The organism is Micromonospora matsumotoense (assembly GCF_900091525.1).
Classification (GTDB): Bacteria; Actinomycetota; Actinomycetes; order Mycobacteriales; family Micromonosporaceae; genus Micromonospora; species Micromonospora matsumotoensis.
On the sequence record NZ_FMCU01000030.1, the window covers coordinates 16391 to 37795 of the forward strand.

Sequence of the window (21405 nt, forward strand, 5' to 3'; positions counted from 1 at the left end):
CGACAGCCGGAGGGTCAGTCCGACGCCTCCAGTTCGTCGTCGAGGATGTCGAACAGCTCGTCGGCGGACACCGACGCCAGATCCCGGGCCGCCGGCTCCACACTGGCCGTGCCGTACGCCGTGTTCCACCGGGCCATCAACGCCTGGAGCCGGACGGTGATCCGACCCCGCTCCGCGTCGTCCGGCACGGTGCCGTCCAGCAGCACCTCCAACCGGGCCAGCTCGGCCTCCAGCGACGGGGTGCCCGGCAGGTCACCGGAGAGTTCCGTCCGGACGAACCGGGCCACCGCCGCCGGGCTCGGGTGGTCGTAGATGAGCGTCGCCGACAGCCTCAGCCCGGTGGCCGCACCGAGGCTGTTGCGGAACTCCACCGCCGCCAGGGAGTCGAAGCCCAACTCCAGGAAGCCCTTGTCCATGTCGACGACGTGCGGGCGGTCGTGGCCGAGCACCTCGGCCGCCCGACTCCGGACCAGCTCGGTGACCAACCGGTCCGCCTCCTCCGCCGGCAGACCGGCGAGCCGGTCGGCCAGCGACCGCTCCCCGGCCACCGCACCGGCCGCCACCCGCCGCGCCGGGGCGCGGACCAGACCGCGCAGCACCGGCGGCACCCCCTCGGCCCGGGCCCGGAACGCGGCCAGGTCGAGGCGTACCGGCAGTGCCAGGGCCGGGATGGGGTGGGTGGTGGCGTCGAACAGGGCCAGCGCGTCGACGGTGGACAACGCGGTCACCCCGGACCGGGCCATCCGCCGCAGGTCCGTCTCACCCAGGTGGCCGGTCATCCCGCTGCCCGACTCGGCCCACAGACCCCAGGCCAACGAGGTGCCGGCCAGGCCGTGCGCCCGGCGGTGCTGGGCGAGGGCGTCCAGGTAGGCGTTGGCCGCGGTGTAGTTGGCCTGGCCGGCCGCGCCGAGCGTGGCCGCCGCCGAGGAGAACAGGACGAACCAGTGCAACGGCAGGTGCAGGGTGAGTTCGTGCAGGTGACGGGCGGCCTCGGCCTTGGGGGCCACCACCGCCGCCAGCCGCTCGGGGGTCAGCGCGGGCAGCAGACCGTCGTCGAGCGCGCCGGCCGCGTGGACCACCCCGGTGAGCGGGTGCGCGGCGGGCACCGTGTCGAGCAGGGCGGCCACCGCCGACCGGTCGGCCAGATCGCAGGCGGCCACCGTCACCTCCGCACCGGCCGCCGTCAGCCGGGACACCAGCTCGTCCGCACCGGGCGCGGCCGGGCCGCGCCGGCTGACCAGCAGCAGCCGCCGTACGCCGTGCCGGGCGACGAGGTGTTCGGCGACGAGCCGGCCCAACCCGCCGGTGCCACCGGTGACCAGCACGGTGCCGTCCGGGTCCGGGCCGGCGGGCAGCTCACCGGCGGGCACCGGCAGCGGCGCGAGCCGGGGCGCGAGCAGCCCGCCGGGGCGTACCGCGAGTTGCGGCTCGGCACCGGCGGCGAGGGCCGCGCGCAGCCCGGCCGGGTCCACGCCGTCGACGTCGACCAGGACGAACCGGCCCGGATTCTCCTCCTGGGCGGCCCGGACCAGACCCCAGAGGGTCGCGTCCACCGGCCGGGGCACGTCCTCACCGTCGCCGGTGGCGACCGCGCGGGTCGTCACCAGGACCAGCCGCGACCCGCTGAACCGGTCGTCGGCGAGCCACCGCTGGACCAGGTCCAGCGCCCCGGCGGCAGCCGGCACCGTCGAATCCGACAGGGCCCGCCAGGGCAGCACGACGGTCTGCGGCGCGTCCCCGGTCCGCTCGATGTCGGCCGCGAGCGCGGCCAGGTCCGGGTGGTGGGGCACCCCGAGGCCGAGGTCGCCGTCGCCGAGCACCACCGTCCGGTCGGCGGACCCGGCCTCCCCGGTCGGCACCGGCACCCAGTCGAGCTGGTACAGCGCCGAGCCGTGGGCGGCCCGCGCCACACCGAGCTGGTCGGCCGCGAGCGGCCGGACCACCAGCGCGGCGACCGAGGCGACCGGGGCACCACCGGCATCAGCCAGCTCGAAGGCGACCTCCTCCGGACCGGTCCGGGTCAGCCGGACCCGCAGCGCCGTGGCACCGGTGGCGTGCAGGGCGACGCCGCGCCAGGCGAACGGCACCTGAAGCCGACCGTCGTCGGGCTGGTCCCCCTCGGCCAGGTCGAGGGCGTGCAGCACCGCGTCGAAGAGCGCCGGGTGCAGACCGAACCGCGCAGCCGAGGACCAGGCGTCCTCAGGGAGCGACACCTCGGCGTACACCTCGTCGCCGCGCTGCCAGGCGGCCCGCAGGCCCTGGAACAGCGGGCCGTAGTGGTAACCGGCATCGGCGAGCCGGTCGTAGCGCCCGTCCAGGTCGACCGGGGTGGCGCCGGCCGGCGGCCAGGTGTCGCCGACCGGCGCGGCCGGGACGGTGGACGCCGCCGGAGCCAGCACGCCGGTGGCGTGCCGGGTCCACCCGTCGACGCCGTCCGCCGGGCGGGAGTGCACGGTGACCGGGCAACGGCCGGTCCCGTCGGGTGCCCCGACCACGACCTGAAGGTCCACCCCGCCGCACGTGGGAACGGTCAGCGGAGCCTCCAGGGTCAGCTCCTCCACCAGGCCGCAGCCGACCTGGTCACCGGCGCGGACGGCCAGCTCGACGAAGGCCGTCCCGGGCAGCAGCACCGTCCCGGCGAGGGCGTGGTCGGCGAGCCACGGGTGGGTCCGTAGGGAGAGCCGGCCGGTCAGCACGGTGCCGTCGACGCCGGCCAACCCGACCACCGCGCCGAGCAGCGGGTGGGCGGCCGGGCGCTGGCCGAGGCCGGGCACGTCGCCGCCACCGTCCGCCGCCGCGTCCAACCAGAGCCGGCGACGCTGGAACGGGTACGTCGGCAGTTCGGTGACCCGGGCGCCGGTCGGCGCGAACCAGGCCCGCCAGTCCACCGGCACGCCCCTGGTGTGCAGGGTGGCCAGGGCGGTGAGCAGGGTAGTCGCCTCGTCCCGGCCGCCCCGCAGCACCGGCACCAGGGCGACGCCGTCGGTGCTGGTGACACAGTCCCGGGCCAGCGCGGTGAGCACCGCGTCCGGGCCGACCTCCAGGTACGTGGTGACGCCTTCGGCCTCCAGGGTGGTGATCCCGTCGCCGAACCGGACCGCCTCCCGGACGTGCCGCACCCAGTAGCCGGGGTCGCGGATCTCGTCGGGGTCGGCGAGCCGGCCGGTCAGGTTGGACACCACCGGCACCCTCGGCGGGGCGAAGGTCAGGCCGGCGAGAACCTCGTGGAACTCGGCCAGCATCGGCTCCATGTGCGGCGAGTGGAACGCGTGGCTGACCCGCAGCCGCTTGATCCGGCGGCCCCGGGCCCGCCAACCGTCGGCGATCGCGCCCACAGCGTCGTGGTCACCGGAGATCACCACCGCCTGCGGCCCGTTGACCGCGGCGATGCCCAGTTCCGCCTCGCGGCCGGCCAGGTCCCCGCGCACCTCCGCCTCGGACGCCTCGACGGCCACCATCGCGCCGTCCTCGCGCATGTTCTGCATCAGCCGGCCGCGCGCGGTGACCAGGGTGGCGGCGTCGGGCAGCGACAGCACCCCGGCGACGTGGGCCGCGGCGACCTCACCGATGGAGTGCCCGGCGACCAGGTCGGGCCGGACCCCCCACGACTCCAGCAGGCGGAACAGGGCCACCTCGATGGCGAACAGCGCGCTCTGGCTGTAGACGGTCTGGTCGAGCAGGGCCGCGTCGGCCACGTCCGGCTCGGTGTAGAGCACCTCCCGTAGCGGTCGGTCGAGCTTCGCGTCCAGGTGCGCGCTGACCTCTGCGAACGCCTCGGCGAAGGCCGGGTACGCGGCGGCCAGCTCGCGGCCCATGCCGAGGCGCTGGGCACCCTGACCGGTGAAGAGCATGGCCAGTTTGCCGGCGACGGGGACGCCCCGCACCACCTCGCTGCCGTCGCTCCCCTGGGCCATCTCCCGCAGGGCACGCACCGCGTCGTCCCCGGCGGCGGCGACCACGACGGCCCGGCGTTCCAGCGCCGCCCGGGTGGTGGCCAGCGAGTACGCCACGTCGAGGCTGGCGCCGGTGCCGGCGACCAGGTCGGCCTGGGCATGCAGCGCCTCGTCCGAGCGGGCGGCGAGCAGCCACGGCAGGACGGACGGGGCGACCGGCACGTCGACCTCGGCCGGCGCGTCCTGCTCCGGGGGTGCCTGTTCGATGATGATGTGGGCATTGGTGCCGCTGATCCCGAATGACGACACCCCGGCCCGACGTGGCCGGTCCAGCGCCGGCCACCGCTGCGGCTCGGTGAGCAGCCGCACCGCTCCGGCGGACCAGTCCACCTGCGGGGACGGCTCGTCCACGTGCAGGGTGCGGGGGAGCAGCCCGTTGCGCATCGCGAGCACCATCTTGATCACGCCGGCCACCCCGGCCGCGCCCTGGGTGTGGCCGATGTTCGACTTGATCGACCCGAGCCAGAGCGGCCGGTCCTCCGGCCGGCCCTGCCCGTACGTGGCCAGCAATGCCTGCGCCTCGATCGGGTCGCCCAGGGTGGTGCCGGTGCCGTGCGCCTCGACCAGGTCCACCTGCTCGGGGGCGACGTTCGCGGCGGCCAGCGCCTGCCGGATCACCCGCTGCTGGGAGGGGCCGTTCGGCGCGGTCAACCCGTTGGACGCGCCGTCCTGGTTGATCGCCGAACCCCGCACCACGGCGAGCACGTGGTGACCGTGCCGCTCGGCGTCGGAGAGCCGCTCCAACAGCAGCATGCCGACACCCTCGGACATCGCCGTCCCGTCCGCACCGGCCGCGAAGGACCGGCACCGGCCGCCGGCGGCCAGCCCCCGCTGGAGGCTGAACTCGACGAACGTGCCCGGGGTGGACATCACCGTCACGCCACCGGCCAGCGCCAGCGAGCACTCCCCGGCGCGCAGCGCCTGCACCGCCAGGTGGATCGCCACCAGCGACGACGAGCAGGCGGTGTCGACGCTGACCGCCGGCCCCTCCAACCCCAGGGTGTACGAGATCCGCCCCGACGCGACGCTGGACATGCTGCCGTTGCTCAGGTAGCCGGCCAACTCGTCCGGTACGGACGGCAGTCGGCTGCCGTAGTCGTGGTACATCACGCCGGTGAAGACGCCGGTCGGGCTCCCCTTGAGCGACGTCGGGTCGATGCCCGCCCGCTCCAGCGCCTCCCAGGAACTCTCCAGCAGCAGCCGCTGCTGCGGGTCCATCGCCACCGCCTCGCGCGGGCTGATGCCGAAGAAGTCGGGATCGAAGTCGGCCGCGTCGTAGAGGAAACCACCCTCCAGGGAGTACGTCCGGCCGGGCTTGCCGGGCTCCGGGTCGTAGAGGCTGTCGAGGTCCCAGCCCCGGTCGGTGGGGAACGCCGAGATGGCGTCCCCGTCGTCGACGAGGAGCTGCCACAGCTCCTCCGGGCTGCGGACACCACCGGGGAAGCGGCAGCTCATCGCGACGATCGCGATGGGTTCGTCGGCCACCGGGCGGGTCGCGTCGGCCGACCGGACGTCGACCGGGCCGCCGACGATGGTGTGGTGCAGGTGGTCGGCGAGCGCGGTGGGGTTCGGGTAGTCGAAGACCAGGGTGGCGGGCAGCCGCAGCCCGGTGGCGGTGTTCAGCTTGTTGCGCAGCTCCACGGCGGCGAGCGAGTCGAAGCCGAGTTCCTTGAACGCCCGGGCCGGTTCGACGGCGGTGCCGCTGTCGTGGCCGAGGACCGCCGCGACGCTGGCCCGGACCAGATCGAGCAGCAGACGCCGCTGGTCGTCCACGCCCAGGGTGGCGAGCTGCCGCTGGAGTCCGGAGCCGGTGACCGGGGCGGCCCCGACGGCCGCCGCCCGGCGGGCGGGCAGCCGGACCAGACCCCGGAACAGCGCCGGCATCTGCTGCCCCTGGGCACGCAGCGCGGCGGTGTCCAACCGGATCGGCACCAGCACCGGCTCGGCGGCGGCGACCGCCGCGTCGAGCAGGCCCAGGCCCTGGTCGGAGCTGATCGGCAGGACGCCGGAGCGGGCCATCCGGGCCACGTCGGCGTCGCCGAGGTGCGCGGTCATCCCGCTGCGCTGCTCCCAGAACCCCCAGGCCAACGAGGTGGCGGGCAGACCGAGCGCACGCCGGTGCGCAGCCAGCGCGTCCACGAAGACGTTCGCGGCGGCGTAGTTGCCCTGCCCGGCCCCGTCGATGACTCCGGCGGCCGACGAGAACAGCACGAACGCGCTGAGATCCCGGTCGCGGGTGAGGTCGTGCAGGTGCCAGGCCGGGTCGGCCTTGCCCCGCCAGACCGAGTCGAGCTGCGCCGGGGTCAGGGTGGCCAGCAGCCCGTCGTCGAGGACACCGGTGGTGTGCACCACCGCGGTCAGGGTGGGGATGCCGTCGAGCAGGGCGGCGACGGCGTCCCGGTCGGCCATGTCGCAGGCGACGATCTCGACGGTCGCGCCCAGGGCGGTCAGCTCGTCGACCAGGTCCGCCGCGCCGGGGGCGGCGAGCCCCCGCCGCGAGGTGAGCACCAGGTCACGGACGCCGTGCCCGGCGACCAGATGCCGGGCCACCAGCGCACCCAGCACACCGGTGCCGCCGGTCACCAGCACGGTGCCCTCGGCCCGCCACACCTCGCCGGAGCCGGCGAACCGGGCCAGTCTCGGCACCCGCACCTGCCCGGCCCGCAGGGACAGCTCCGGCTCACCGGTACCCACCGCCGCCAGGATCTCCTCCACCGGCGTCTCCGGATCGGCATCCACCAGCACGAACTGGCCCGGGTTCTCCGCCTGTGCGGCCCGCACCAGACCCCAGACCGGGGCGTGGGCCAGGTCGGTGCCGCCGTCGACGGCACCATGGGTGATCACCACCAGCTGGGCGGCGGCCTGCGCCGGGTCGGCCAGCCAGGACTGGAGCAGGGCGAGGGTCTCCCCCACCGCCCTCCGGGCGGCGGTGGCCGGGTCGGTGTCGTCGCCGGCCGGGGAGAGCGGGGCGAGCACGACGTCGGGGACGCCGAGGCCGATCCCCTCCAGGTAGCCCCACGACTCGGTGGCCGTGCCGGTGGGGACGGTCGTCCAGTCGATGCGGTAGAGGTCGCCGTCGGTCGGGGCGGCGGTGGTGAGCTGGACCGGCCGGGAGACGAGGGCACCGACGACGGCCACCGGGGCCCCGTCGGGGTCGGCGAGGTGCAGGGTGGCGGACTCCGGCCCGGTGGCGGTGATCCGGACCCGCAGGGCGGTGGCCCCGGTGGCGTGCAGGGTGACGTCGGTCCACGCGAACGGCAGGTACGGCGGTCGACCCGCGGGCACCGGCTCGCCGATACCCACCGCCTGGAGCGCGGCGTCCCACAGCGCCGGATGCAACCCGAACCGGGCCGCGTCCGCGTGCGCCTCCTCCGGCAGGGCCACCTCGGCGTACACCACGTCGCCGGCCCGCCACGCCGCCTGCACGCCCTGGAACATCGGCCCGTACTCGTAGCCCTGGGCCATCAGGTCGTCGTACAGACCCGCCGTCGGCACCGGCACCGCGCCCGGCGGCGGCCAGGCGATCAGGTCGAACCCGGGGTCGGTGGTGTCGGCGGAGAGGATGCCGGTGCCGTGCCGGACCCAGCTCTCGGTGTGCTCCGGCCGGGAGTGCACCGTCACCGCGCGTCGGCCGGCGTCGTCGGGAGCGCCGAGCAGGAGCTGCACCTGGACGGCACCCTGCACGGGCAAGACCAGCGGAGCGTGCAGGGTCAGCTCGTCGAGGTGGCCGACACCGGCGTGGTCACCGGCGTGCAGCACCAGTTCGACGAGGCCCGTGCCGGGCAGCAGCACCGTGCCGTTGACGGCGTGGTCGGCCAGCCACGGATGGGTGTCCAGGGAGATCCGCCCGGTGAAGAGCACCTCACCCGACTCGGCCATGCCGATCGCGGCGCCCCACAACGGGTGACCGGCGGAACCGAGCCCGGCGGCGGCGAGGTCGGCGGTGCTGCCGGTGGCGTTGATCCAGTACCGGCGGCGCTGGAACGGGTAGGTAGGCAACGGCACCTCGCCGCGCGGACGCGCCGGCAGCACCGGCGACCAGTCCACCGCGATGCCCCGGCTGAACGCCTCACCCAGCGAGGTCAGCCACCGTCGCAGACCACCCTCGCCACGGCGCAGCGAGCCGACGGCGGCCACCTCGACGCCCCCGTCGGCGGCGGTCTCCTCGATACCCATGGTCAGCACCGGGTGGGCGCTGCACTCCAGGAACGTCCGCATGCCGGCGGCGAGCAGGACCCGGGTGGTCTCCTCGAACCGCACCGTCTGCCGCAGGTTCGTGTACCAGTACCGCGCGTCCAACCCGGCGGTGTCGAGCACCCCCGCGGTGACCGTCGAGTAGAACGGCACGCGGGACGCCCGGGGGGTGATCCCGGCGAGGACGTCGAGCAGCCGCTGTTCGATCAGCTCGACCTGGGCGGAGTGCGAGGCGTAGTCCACGTTGACCCGCTTGGCCCGGTGCCCCTCGGCGGTGAGGGTGGCGACCAGGTCGTCGACCGCGTCGGGGTCGCCGGAGACGACCACCGAGGAGGTGCCGTTGACGGTGGCGACGGAGATCCGCCCGGCGTAGCCGGTCAGCCGCTCGGCCGCCGCCCGCTCGGGCAGGCCGACGGAGGCCATCGCGCCCCGCCCCGCCAGATCCTCCGCGATGGCCAGGCTCCGCAACGCCACCACCGCGGCACCGTCACGCAAGGACAGACCGCCCGCCACCACGGCGGCGGCGATCTCACCCTGCGAGTGACCGATCACCGCGTCCGGCTCCACGCCGTACGAGCGCCACAGCCCGGCCAGCGACACCATCACCGCCCACAACACCGGCTGCACCACGTCCACCCGGTCCACCGACGGGGTGCCCTCCACCCCCCGCAGCACGTCGGTCAACCGCCACGGCACGAACTCCGACAACGCCGCACCGCACTCGTTGATCCGCTCGGCGAACACCGGCGACGAGTCCAGCAGCTCCACCGCCATGCCCAGCCACTGCGAGCCCTGCCCGGGGAAGACGAAGACGGTGCCGCCCTGGAGCACCCCGGGGGCGGTGCCGTTCTCGGCGAAGGCGCGCGCCCCGGCGACGAACTCGGCCCGGTCGCCGACCAGCACCGTCCGCCGGTCCAGCAGCGCCCGTCCGGTCGCCAGCGTGTACGCGAGGTCACCCGGCCGTGCGGTGTCGCTCTCGGCGACGGCTGCCACCCGCCCGGCCTGCTCCCGCAGCGCCTGGTCGGTGCGGGCCGACAGCACCCAGGGCAGGATCTCCGGCTCGGGGGCGTCGGCCGGGGCCTCCTCGGCCGGGGGCGCCTGCTCGATGATGACGTGGGCGTTGGTGCCGCTGATCCCGAACGACGACACCCCGGCCCGACGTGGCCGGTCCACCGTCGGCCAGCGCTGCGGCTCGGTGAGCAGCTGCACGTCGCCGGCCGACCAGTCGACCTGCGGCGAGGGCTCGGTCACGTGCAACGTGCGCGGCAGCAGCCCGTTGCGCATCGCCAGCACCATCTTGATCACGCCGGCCACCCCGGCCGCGCCCTGGGTGTGCCCGATGTTCGACTTGATCGACCCGAGCCAGAGCGGCCGGTCCCCGGGACGGTCCTGCCCGTAGGTGGCCAGCAACGCCTGCGCCTCGATCGGGTCACCGAGGGAGGTGCCGGTGCCGTGCGCCTCCACCACGTCCACCTCGGTGGTGGGGATGCCGCCGGCCGCCGCCAGGGCCTGCCGGATCACCCGCTGCTGGGAGGGGCCGTTCGGCGCGGTCAACCCGTTGGACGCGCCGTCCTGGTTGATCGCCGAACCCCGCACCACGGCGAGCACGTGGTGACCGTGCCGCTCGGCGTCGGAGAGCCGCTCCAACAGCAGCATGCCGACACCCTCGGACATCACGGTGCCGTCCGCACCGGCCGAGAAGGACTTGACCCGGCTGTCGGCGGCCAGCCCGCGCTGGAGGCTGAACTCCACGAAGGTGTCCGGGGCGGACATCACCGTGACGCCGCCGGCCAGGGCGAGGGAACACTCCCCCGCCCGCAGCGCCTGCACCGCCAGGTGGATCGCCACCAGCGACGACGAGCAGGCGGTGTCGACGCTGACCGCCGGCCCCTCCAACCCCAGGGTGTACGAGATCCGCCCCGAGGCCACGCTGGCCATGCTCCCGTTGCCCAGGTAACCCACCAGGTCCTCGGGCACCTCCGGCAGCCGGCTGGCGTAGTCGTGGTACATCACGCCGGCGAAGACACCGGTGAGGCTGCCGCGCAGCGAGGTGGGGCTGATGCCGGCCCGCTCCAGCGCCTCCCACGAGGTCTCCAGCAGCAACCGCTGCTGCGGGTCCATCGCCACCGCCTCGCGCGGGCTGATGCCGAAGAAGTCGGGGTCGAAGTCGGCCGCGTCGTGCAGGAAACCGGCCTCCATCGAGTACGTCTTGCCGGGCTTGCCGGGCTCCGGGTCGTACAGGTTGTCGAGGTCCCAGCCGCGGTCGGTGGGGAACGGCGAGATGGCGTCCGTCCCGTCGACGAGGAGCTGCCACAGCTCCTCCGGGCTGCGGACACCACCGGGGAAACGGCAGCTCATCGCGACGATCGCGACGGGCTCGTCGTCGGCGATCGCGGTGGCGACGGTCGGGGCGACCGGGGCGACCGCGCCGAGGAGCCGGGTGTGCAGGTAGTCGGCGAGCACCGTGGGGTTCGGGTAGTCGAAGACCAGGCTGGCCGGCAGCCGCAGCCCGGTGGCGGTGTTGAGCCGGTTGCGCAGCTCCACGGCGGCCAGCGAGTCGAAGCCGATCTCCCGGAACGCCCGGGCCGGTTCCACGGTGGCCGGGCTGTCGTGACCGAGCACCGCGGCCACGTCGGCCCGGACCAGGTCGAGCAGCAGACGCCGCTGCTCGGTGTCGGTGAGACCGGTCAGTCGCCGTTGCAGCGCCGACCCGCCGACCGGCGTCCGGCCCGCCTCGGCGGCCCGCCGGGCCGGGAGCCGGACCAGGCCCCGGAACAGGGCCGGCATCGACTGGCCCTGCGCGCGCAGCGCGGCGGTGTCCAACCGGATCGGCACGAACGTCGGCCCGCCGGTGGCGACCGTCGCGTCCAGCAGCGCCAGCCCCTGTGCGGAACTGATGGGCAGGATGCCGGAGCGGGCCATCCGCGCCAGGTCGGCCTCGCCGAGGTGCGCGGTCATCCCGCTGCGTTCCTCCCACAGCCCCCAGGCCAACGAGGTCGCCGGGAGGCCGAGCCCACGCCGGTGCTCGGCCAGGGCGTCGAGGAACACGTTCGCCGCGGCGTAGTTGCCCTGCCCGGAGCCGTCCACCACGCCGGCGGCCGAGGAGTAGAGCACGAACGCCGACAGGTCCCGGTCCCGGGTCAACTCGTGCAGGTGCCAGGCGGGGGTGGCCTTCGCCCGCCACACGCCGTCGAACTGCGCCGTGGTCAGCGAGGTCACCAACCCGTCGTCGAGGATGCCGGTGGTGTGCACCACCGCCGCCAACCCGGGAATCCCGTCGACCAGGGCGGCGACGGCCCCCCGGTCGGTCAGGTCACACGCGACCACCTCGACGGCGGCACCGAGGCCGGCCAGTTCCTCGCGCAGCTCCACCGCGCCCGGCGCCGCCGGCCCCCGCCGCGAGGCCAGGACCAGATCGCGGACGCCGTGCGTGGCGACCAGGTGCCGGGCGACCAGCGCGCCCAACACGCCCGTGCCGCCGGTCACCAGGACCGTGCCCTCCGCCCGCCAGCCGGTGTCGCCGGTGGCGGCGCGGGCCAGCCGTGGCACCCGTACCTGCCCGTCGCGCACCGACAGCTCCGGCTCGCCGGTGCCCACCGCCGCGACGATGTCCTCGACCGACGTCTCCGGGGCGGCGTCGACCAGCACGAACTGGCCGGGGTTCTCCGCCTGCGCGGCCCGGACCAGACCCCAGACCGGGGCCTGGACCAGGTCGGTGACCCCGTCGGCCGCGCCGCTGGTCAGCACCACCAGCCGGGACTCCGCCGACCGGGGGTCGGCCAGCCAGCGTTGGAGCAGCCCGAGCGTCGCCACGGCGGTGGCCCGTGACGCCGACTCGACGTCGACTGCCCCGTCCGGGCTCACCGACGGGCCGCCGGCCGCCGGGGTGGTGAGCCGGGTGATCACCAGCTCCGGCGCGTCGTCGCCCAGGTCCCCCAGGTACGCCCAGGAGGTGGCCGCGGCGGTGAGCGTCGGCACCGGGGTCCAGTCGACGCGGTAGAGGTTGCCGTCGGCGGCGGTCCCGGCGGCGAGCTGCACCGGCCGGGACACCAACGCACCGACCTCGGCGACCGGTGCACCCGTCGGATCGGCCAGGTGCAGGGCCACCGCCTCGGTGCCCACCGGAGTGATCCGCACCCGCAGGGCGGTCGCGCCGGTGGCGTGCAGCGTCACCTCCGTCCACGCGAACGGCACCGACGGCGGCCGGTCCGCGGCCACCTCCTCGCCGATGCCCACCGCGTGCAGCGCCGCATCGAGCAGCGCCGGGTGCAGGCCGAACCGTGCCGCGTCGGCGTGCGCGTCCGACGGCAACGACACCTCCGCGTACACCGTCTCGCCGGCCCGCCACACGGCCTGCACGCCCTGGAACACCGGGCCGTACTCGTACCCCTGGGCCACCAGATCGTCGTAGAAGCCGTCCACCGGCACGGGCACCGCGCCCGGCGGCGGCCAGGCGGTCAGGTCGAAGGTGGGGACGGCCGGGGTGTCGGCGAGCACCGCGGTGGCGTGCCGGGTCCACGGCAGGTCCGGGTCGGCGTGCTCGGGACGCGAGTGCACGCTGACCGTACGGCGGTTCGCCTCGTCGGCGGCCGTCATCAGCAGCTGCACCTGCATCGCGCCGCCCGTGGGCAGCAGCAGCGGGGCGTGCAGGGTCAGCTCTTCGAGGTGCCCGAGGCCCACGTGGCCCCCGGCGTGCAGGACGAGTTCGACGAAGCCGGTGCCGGGCAGCAGCACCGTGCCGGAAACCGCGTGATCGGCCAGCCACGGGTGGGCGTCCACGGAGAACCGGCCGGTGAACAGCACCTCGCCGGACTCGGCCATCGACACCGACGCGCCCCACAGCGGGTGGCCCGCCGCCCCGAGGCCCACCGACGCCACGTCGGTCGCCGCGGTGGTGGCGTTGATCCAGTAGCGACGGCGCTGGAAGGGGTAGGTGGGCAGTGCGGTGCTGCGGGCGCCGGTGGGCGCGAACCAGGCCCGCCAGTCCACCGGGACGCCCCGGGTGTGCAGGGTCGCCAGGGCGGTCAGCAGGGTCGTCGGCTCGTCCCGGCCGGCACGCAGCACCGGCACCAGGGCCACCGCGTCCTCGTCGGTGACGCAGTCCCGGCCCATCGCCGTCAGCACCGCGTCCGGGCCCACTTCCAGGAACGTGGTGACGCCCGCTGCCTGGAGGGCGGCCACCCCGTCGCCGAAGCGCACCGGCTCCCGTACGTGCCGCACCCAGTAGCCCGGGTCGCGCAACTCCTCGGGGTCGGCCACCGCACCGGTCACGTTGGACACCACCGGCAGTTGCGGCCGCGCGAACACCAGACCGGAGAGGACCTCGTGGAACTGCGCCAGCATCGGCTCCATGTGCGGCGAGTGGAAGGCGTGACTCACCCGCAGCCGCTTCGTCCGCCGCCCCTGACCCCGCAGACCTGCGGCGACCGACTCCACCGCCTCGGCGTCACCGGAGACGACCACCGCACGGGGCCCGTTCACCGCCGCGACGCCCACCCGCGCCTCAAGGCCGGCCAGCGCGGCACGCACCTCCGCCTCGGACGCCTCGACGGCGACCATCGCGCCGTCCTCCCGCATCGACTGCATCAGCCGGCCCCGCGCCGTCACCAGGGTCGCCGCGTCAGCCAACGACAGCACCCCGGCCACGTGGGCCGCCGTCACCTCGCCGATCGAGTGCCCGGCCACCATGTCGGGCCGGACCCCCCACGACTCCAGCAGGCGGAACAACGCCACCTCGATGGCGAACAGCGCCGCCTGGCTGTAGACGGTCTGGTCCAGCAGCGCCGCGTCGGCCACGTCCGGCCCGGTGTAGAGCACCTCCCGCAGCGGCCGGTCCAGCTTCGCGTCCACCTCCGCGCACACCTGCGCGAACGCCTCGGCGAACACCGGGTACGCCGCCGCCAGCTCACGGCCCATCCCCCACCGCTGCGCGCCCTGGCCGGTGAACAGCACCGCCAGCTTCCCGACCGACGGCGAGCCGTACACCACGTCGGCCGAGTCGGTCCCCTCCGCCACGCACCGCAGGGCGCGGACCGCATCCTCGCCCGCCGCGGCCACCACCACCGCCCGGCGCTCCAACGCCGCCCGCGTCGTCGCCAACGAATACGCCACGTCCAGGCCCGCACCCGTGCCGGCGGCCCCGTCGGCCTGCGCCCGCAACGCCTCCGCCGAGCGCGCGGACAGCACCCACGGCAGCACCGCCGGGACGACCGGCGCGGTCACCTCGGCCGACGGGGGCTCCTCCTCCGCCGGGGGCGCCTGCTCGATGATGACGTGGGCGTTGGTGCCGCTGATCCCGAACGACGACACCCCGGCCCGACGCGGCCGGTCCAGCGCCGGCCACCGCTGCGGCTCGGTGAGCAGCCGCACCTCCCCGGCCGACCAGTCGATCTGCGGCGAGGGCTCGTCGGCGTGCAGGGTGCGCGGCAACAGGTCGTTGCGCATCGCCAGCACCATCTTGATCACGCCGGCCACCCCGGCCGCACCCTGGGTGTGCCCGATGTTCGACTTGATCGACCCGAGCCAGAGCGGCCGGTCCTCCGGCCGACCCTGCCCGTACGTGGCCAGCAACGCCTGCGCCTCGATCGGGTCACCGAGCGCCGTGCCGGTGCCGTGCGCCTCCACCACGTCCACCTCGGTCGCCGGGATGCCACCGGCGGAGGCCAGGGCCTGCCGGATCACCCGCTGCTGGGAGGGGCCGTTCGGCGCGGTCAACCCGTTGGACGCGCCGTCCTGGTTCGTCGCCGAACCCCGGATCACGGCGAGTACCTGGTGACCGTTGGCCCGGGCGTCGGAGAGGCGCTCCAGCAGCACCATGCCCGCGCCCTCGCCCCAGCCGGTGCCGTCGGCCCCGGCGGCGAAGGACTTCGACCGGCCGTCCTTGGCCAGGCCACGCTGGAGGCTGAAGTCGAGGAACGTGTCCGGGGTGGACATCACGGTGACGCCGCCGGCCAGCGCCAGGGAGCACTCCCCGGCCCGCAGGGCCTGCACCGCCAGGTGGATCGCCACCAGCGACGACGAGCACGCCGTGTCGATCGACACCGCCGGCCCCTCCAGCCCCAGGGTGTAGGCCACCCGGCCGGAGACGATGCTGGCGAGGCTGCCGTTGCCCAGGTAGCCGGCCAGGTCGTCGGGCACCTGGTGCAGCCGCAGCGCGTAGTCGTGGTACATGACGCCGGCGAAGACGCCGGTCGGGCTGCCCTTGAGCGAGGTCGGGTCGATCCCGGCCCGCTCCAGCACCTCCCACGAGGTCTCCAGCATCAACCGCTGCTGCGGGTCCATCGCCACCGCCTCGCGGGGGCTGATACCGAAGAAGTCCGCGTCGAAGTCGGCCGCGTCGTAGAGGAAACCGCCCTCCATCGAGTACGTCCGGCCGGGCTTGCCGGGCTCCGGGTCGTACATGCCGACCAGGTCCCAGCCCCGGTCGGCGGGGAACGACGAGACCGCGTCGACCCCGCCGTCGAGCAGTTCCCAGAGCTGCTCCGGGGTCGCCACCCCACCGGGGAAGCGGCAGCTCATCGAGACGATCGCGATCGGCTCCTGGGTGAAGGAGGCCGGTGCCAGCTCCGGCGTCGCCACGTCCGCGCCGGTGCCCAGCACGGTGGAGACCACGAACTCGGCCAGCGCCGCCGGGGTCGGGTAGTCGAACGCCAGGGTCGCCGGCAGCCGCAGCCCGGTGGCCGCCTTGAGCCGGTTGCGCAGCTCGACCGCGGCCAGCGAGTCGAAGCCCAGCTCGTTGAAGGCCCGGCGCGGTTCGATCGCGTCCGCGCTGTCGTGCCCGAGCACCGCGGCGACGTGCTCGCGGACCAGGTCGAGGGTGAACCGGTCCCGCTCGGCCTGGCTGAGCGCGGCGAACCGCCGGGCCAGGCCCTGCGTGGCGTCGGCCGGGCCGGCCGCCTGGGCACTGCGTCGCGCCGGCAGCGGCACCAGGCCACGCAGCAGCGCCGGCACACCCTCCGGCCGGTTGCGCAGCGCGGTCAGGTCGACCCGGATCGGGGCGAGCACCGGCTCGTCGACGCCGAGCGCCGCGTCGAGCAGGGCCAGGTTCTCCGCCGGGCTGAGGCCGGGCATGCCGGAGCGTTCGATGCGTTGCAGGGCGGCGGCGTCCAGTTGGCCGCCCATCCCGCTGTCCCCGGTCCACAGCCCCCAGGTGAGCGCGACGGCGGGCCGGCCCTCGGCCCGGCGGGCGACGGCCAGCGCGTTGAGGGTGGCGTTCGCGGCGGCGTAGTTGCCCTGCCCCGCGCAGTCGAGCAGGCTGGCCAGGGAGGAGAAGAGCACGAACGCCGTCAGGTCGGCGTCGCGGGTCGACGCGTCGAGGTTGACCGCGCCGTCCAGCTTGGCCTTCAGCACCGCGTCGAGCCGCTCCGGGGTGAGCGAGCCGATCGTCCCGTCGTCGACGATGCCGGCGGCGTGCACCACCGCCCGCAGCGGCCGGTCGGCCGGGACGGCGGCGAGCAGCGCGGCCAGGGCGTCGGCGTCGGCCGCGTCGCAGGCGGCCACCTCGACGCTCGCCCCGGCCGCTTCCAGTTCCCCGCGCAGCTCCGCCACGCCGGCCGCCGCCGGCCCACGACGACTGGTCAACAGCAGGTGGCGTACGCCGTGCTGCCCGGCCAGGTGCCGGGCGACGTGCGCGCCGAGCCCGCCGGTGCCGCCGGTGACCAGCACCGTGCCGTCGGTCGGCCAGCCGATACCGGCAGCGGTACCGCTCGGGTCGACCCCGGCGGAGACGTCGTCGGCACCGGTGGTGGCGGCAGCGGTCGTTGCGGTCCCGGTGGCAACGGTGGTGGCGACCCGGGCGAGCCGGGGCACACTGATCTCGCCGTCGCGCAGCCGCAGCTCCGGTTCACCGGTGGCCAGGGCGGCGGCCAGCAACGGCGTCGGCGCGTCGGCGAGCCGGACGGTGACGAACCGGTCCGGGTTCTCCGTCTGGGCGGCCCGGACCAGGCCCCAGACCGCCTCGGTGGCGAGGTCGTCGACCCGGCTGACGAAGACCAGCCGGGTGCCGGCCAGCCGCGCGTCGGCCAGCCACTGCTGGAGGATCTCCAGCGCCCCGGCGGTGGCGGTCCGGACGTCCTCGGAGGTGACGCCGACGAACGCCCACTCGGGGGCGGTGGCGCCGGCGTCGATCGCCGCACCCAGCGCGGCCGGGTCGGCGTGCCGGGGGGCCGTGCCGATCCGCTCGTCGCCGAGCACCACCCAGCGGGGGGTGCCCGTCGGGGCGGGCCGCTGGCCCAGCTTCGTCCACTCCAGCCGGAACAGCCGCTCGTGGTAGCCGCCCCGGGCGGCGGTGAGCTGGGCGGTGGAGACCGGCCGGGAGACGAACGACCGCACCGAGGCGACCGGTGCGCCGGTGGCGTCGGCGAGGGTCACCGACACGCTGTCCCCGGCCGCGGGGGCGATCCGGACCCGCACCTCGGCCGCGCCGGCGGCGTGCAGGGTGACGTCGGTCCAGGCGAACGGGATGCGCACCTCGTCGTCGGCGGGTTCGCCCCGACGGGCCGCGTCGATGGCGTGCAGGGCGGCGTCCAGCACCGCCGGGTGCAGGCCGAACCGGGCGGCGTCGGCCCGGCTCTCGGCGGGGAGCGCGACCTCGGCGTACACCTCGGTGCCGCGTCGCCAGACGGCCTTGAGGCCCTGGAAGACCGGGCCGTAGCCGTAGCCCTGGCCGGCCAGCTCGGCGTAGCTGCCGGTCAGGTCGACCGGGCGGGCGTCGCGCGGCGGCCACTCGGTCAGGGGCTGCCCGGCGTCGGCGGCCTCCGGGGCGAGGAAGCCGTTGACGTGCCGGGTCCAGAGCTGACTGTCGGGCGCGTCCGGGCCGGACCGGTCGGGGCGCGAGTAGACGGCCACCGGGCAGCGGCCGGCCGGGTCGGCGGCGCCGACGACGACCTGGAGGGCGACGCCGTGCTCGTCGAGCGCCAGCGGGGCCTCGAGGGTCAACTCCTCCACGGTGGGGCAGCCGACCTGGTCGCCGGCACGGATCGCCAACTCCACGAAGGCGGTGCCGGGCAGCAGCGCCACCCCGGAGATGGTGTGGTCGGCCAGCCACGGGTGACTGCGCAGCGACACCCGGCCGGTGAGCACCACCCCGTCGCCGCCGGCCAGGCCGACGACCGCGCCGACCAGCGGGTGACCGGCGGCGAGCTGACCGAAGCCGGTCGCGTCGGCGCTGCCGCCGCCGGACTCCATCCAGAACCGGCGACGCTGGAACGGGTACGTGGGCAGCGCCACCTGACGGGCGCCGCGCGCGGCGAAGAACGCCGTCCAGTCCACCGGCACCCCCCGCACGTGGGCGCGGGCGACGGCGGAGACGACGTCGGTCTCCTCGTCCTGGTCGGCGCGCAGCAGCGGGGCGAAGACCGCGTCGGCGTCCTCGGCCAGGCAGGCCGGACCCATCGCGGAGAGCACACCGGCCGGCCCGAGTTCGAGGAAGGTGCCGACCCCCTCGTCGGCCATCGCCCGGACCGCGTCGGCGAACCGGACGCTGTCGCGGACGTGCCGCACCCAGTACTCGGGGTCGCACAGCTCGCCGGAGAGCACCGGCCGGCCGGTGACCGTGGAGACGATCGGGATGGTCGGCGGCCGGTAGCTGAGCACGTGGGCGAGCCGGCCGAACTCGGCGAGCATCGGCGTCATCAGCGGCGAGTGGAAGGCGTGGCTGACCCGCAGCCGCTTCGTCTTGTGCCCGGCGGCGGCGAGGGCGGCGACCACCTCCAGCACGGCGGCCTCGTCACCGGAGACCACGACCGAGGTCGGGCCGTTCACCGCCGCCAGGCCCACCTGCGCCTCGCGGCCGGCCAGCAGCGGGCGGACCTCCTCCTCGGTGGCCTGCACCGAGATCATCGCGCCCTCGGCGGGGAGCTGCTGCATGAGCCGGCCGCGCGCGGCGACCAGGAGCGCGGCATCCTCCAGGGAGAGCACCCCGGCGACGTGGGCGGCGGCCAGCTCACCGATCGAGTGCCCGGCGAGCAGGTCCGGCCGGATCCCCCAGGACTCCAACAGCCGGAACTGGGCCACCTCCACGGCGAACAGCGCGCACTGGGTGTAGGCGGTCTGGTCGAGCAGGGCCGCCTCGGCGGTGCCGGGCTCGGCGAAGAGGACGTCGGCCAGCGGCACGTCCAGTTGCAGGTCCAGCCAGCCGCAGGCGTCGTCGAAGGCGGCGGCGTAGACCGGGTAGCTGCGGTACAGCTGCCGCCCGGCGCCGAGCCGCTGGCTGCCCTGCCCGGTGAAGAGGAAACCGAGCCCACCGCCGGTCGCCTGCCCCAGGTGTACGCCGGGCACACCGCCCCCGGCGGCGAGGGCCGCCAGGTCCCGGACGACGCCCGCCCGGTCCCGGGCCACCAGCACCGCCCGGTGCTCCAACGCGGTACGGGTGGTCGCCAGCGAGTAGGCGACGTCGAGCAACTCCGGGGCGTCCTCGTCGGTGTCGACGAGAGCGAGCAGCCCGGCGGCCTGGTCGCGCAGCGCCGCCCCGCCCCGGGCGGAGAGCACCACCGGCAGCACCTCGCTGGGCAGCTGCGGCACGGCGGCGACGGCCTCGTCGGTGACCGCCGGGGGCTCCTCGACGATGACGTGCGCGTTGGTGCCGCTGACCCCGAACGAGGAGACCCCGGCGCGGCGCGGCCGGTCCGGTGCGTCCCACTCGCGGGCCTCGGTGAGCAGCGCGACGGTGCCGGCGGACCAGTCCACGTTGGGGGTGGGCGCGTCGACGTGCAGGGTACGCGGCAGCAACCGGTGCTTCATCGCCATCAGCACCTTGATCACCCCGGCCACCCCGGCGGCGGCCTGCGAGTGACCGATGTTGGACTTCAGCGAGCCGAGCCAGAGCGGCCGGTCGGCGGGGCGTTCCCGGCCGTAGGTGGCGATGATCGCCTGCGCCTCGATCGGGTCGCCGAGCCGGGTGCCGGTGCCGTGCGCCTCGACCAGGTCGACGTCGGTGGGGGCCAGGCCGGCCGAGGCCAGTGCGGACATGATCACCCGCTGCTGGGACGGCCCGTTCGGCGCGGTCAACCCGTTGGACGCGCCGTCCTGGTTGATCGCCGACCCGCGGATCACCCCGAGCACCCGGTGGCCGTTGCGGCGGGCGTCGGAGAGCCGCTCCAGCACCAGGATGCCGACGCCCTCGGCCCAGCCGGTGCCGTCGGCCGCCGCCGCGAACGGCTTGCACAGCCCGTCCGGGGCGAGACCCCGCTGCCGGCTGAACGCGGTGAACGCGCCCGGGTGCACCATCACCGCGACGCCACCGGCGAGCGCGGTCGTGCACTCCCCGCGCTGCACCGCCTGGCAGGCCAGGTGCAGGGCGACCAGGGAACCCGAGCAGGCGGTGTCCACGGTCAGGGTCGGCCCCTCGAAGCCGAAGGTGTAGGCGAGCCGGCCGGACACCACGCTCGGCGCGTTGCCGGTGAGCAGGTAGCCGTCCAGGCCCTCCGGGGCCTCGTGCAGCCGGGGGCCGTACTCCTGCGGCTCGGCGCCGATGAAGACGCCGGTCTGGCTGCCGCGCAGCGACGCCGAGTCGATGCCGGCGTCCTCCAACGCCTCCCAGGCGGTCTCCAGCACCAGCCGCTGCTGCGGGTCCATCGTCATCGCCTCGCGCGGGCTGATGCCGAAGAAGTCCGCGTCGAACTCGGCCGCCCCCTCCAGGAAGCCACCCTGGCGGACGTAGGTCTTGCCGGGCTTGCCCGGGTCCGGGTCGAAGAGCCCTTCGGTGTCCCAGCCCCGGTCGGTCGGGAAGTCGGAGATCACATGCCGACCCTCGAAGACCAGCCGCCACAGGTCGTCGGCCGAGGTGCTGTGCCCGGGGTAGCGGCAGCCGATGCCGACCACGGCGATCGGCTCGTCGTCGGCGGCGGCACGGCGCAGCGGCGCGGCGGCCGGGGCGGGTGCGGCGTCGCCGCCGAGCAGCGTCCGCAGCAGCCGTCCGACCGCCTGCGGCGTCGGGTGGTCGAAGACCAACGTGACCGGCAGGTCGAGGCCGGTGGCCAGGGTGAGCCGACGGTGCAGCTCCACCGCGGCGAGCGAGTCGAAGCCCAGGTCACGGAACGGACGGCCCGGCTCGACGGCGTCCGGACCGTCCGGCAGCACGGTCCGCAGCACGTCGCGGGCCTGCTCCCGGACCAGGGCGGTCAGCGCCCGGCCCTGCTCGTCGGCCGTGCGGCCCTCCAGCCGTCGCCGCAGTGCCGACAGCGCGTCGGGCTCGGCACCGGTGGGGTTCACGGACTCGCTCATGGCACGCTCCACTAGGTCTCCGGGTTCGACGCCCGGC

Annotated in this window: 1 protein-coding gene; it reads right to left on the bottom strand. The window is 75.4% G+C overall.

The window, feature by feature from the left end; translation table 11 throughout:
* Nucleotides 1-14: 14 nt before the first annotated feature.
* Nucleotides 15-21368, bottom strand: coding sequence for a type I polyketide synthase (locus tag GA0070216_RS31665; protein WP_091253927.1), 21354 nt, complete (start codon nt 21366-21368; stop codon nt 15-17).
* Nucleotides 21369-21405 lie beyond the last annotated feature (37 nt).

Excerpts from the sequence above, each read along its gene's own strand:
- GA0070216_RS31665 (WP_091253927.1), bottom strand. The coding sequence starts at position 21,368 with ATGAGCGAGTCCGTGAACCCCACCGGTGCCGAGCCCGACGCGCTGTCG.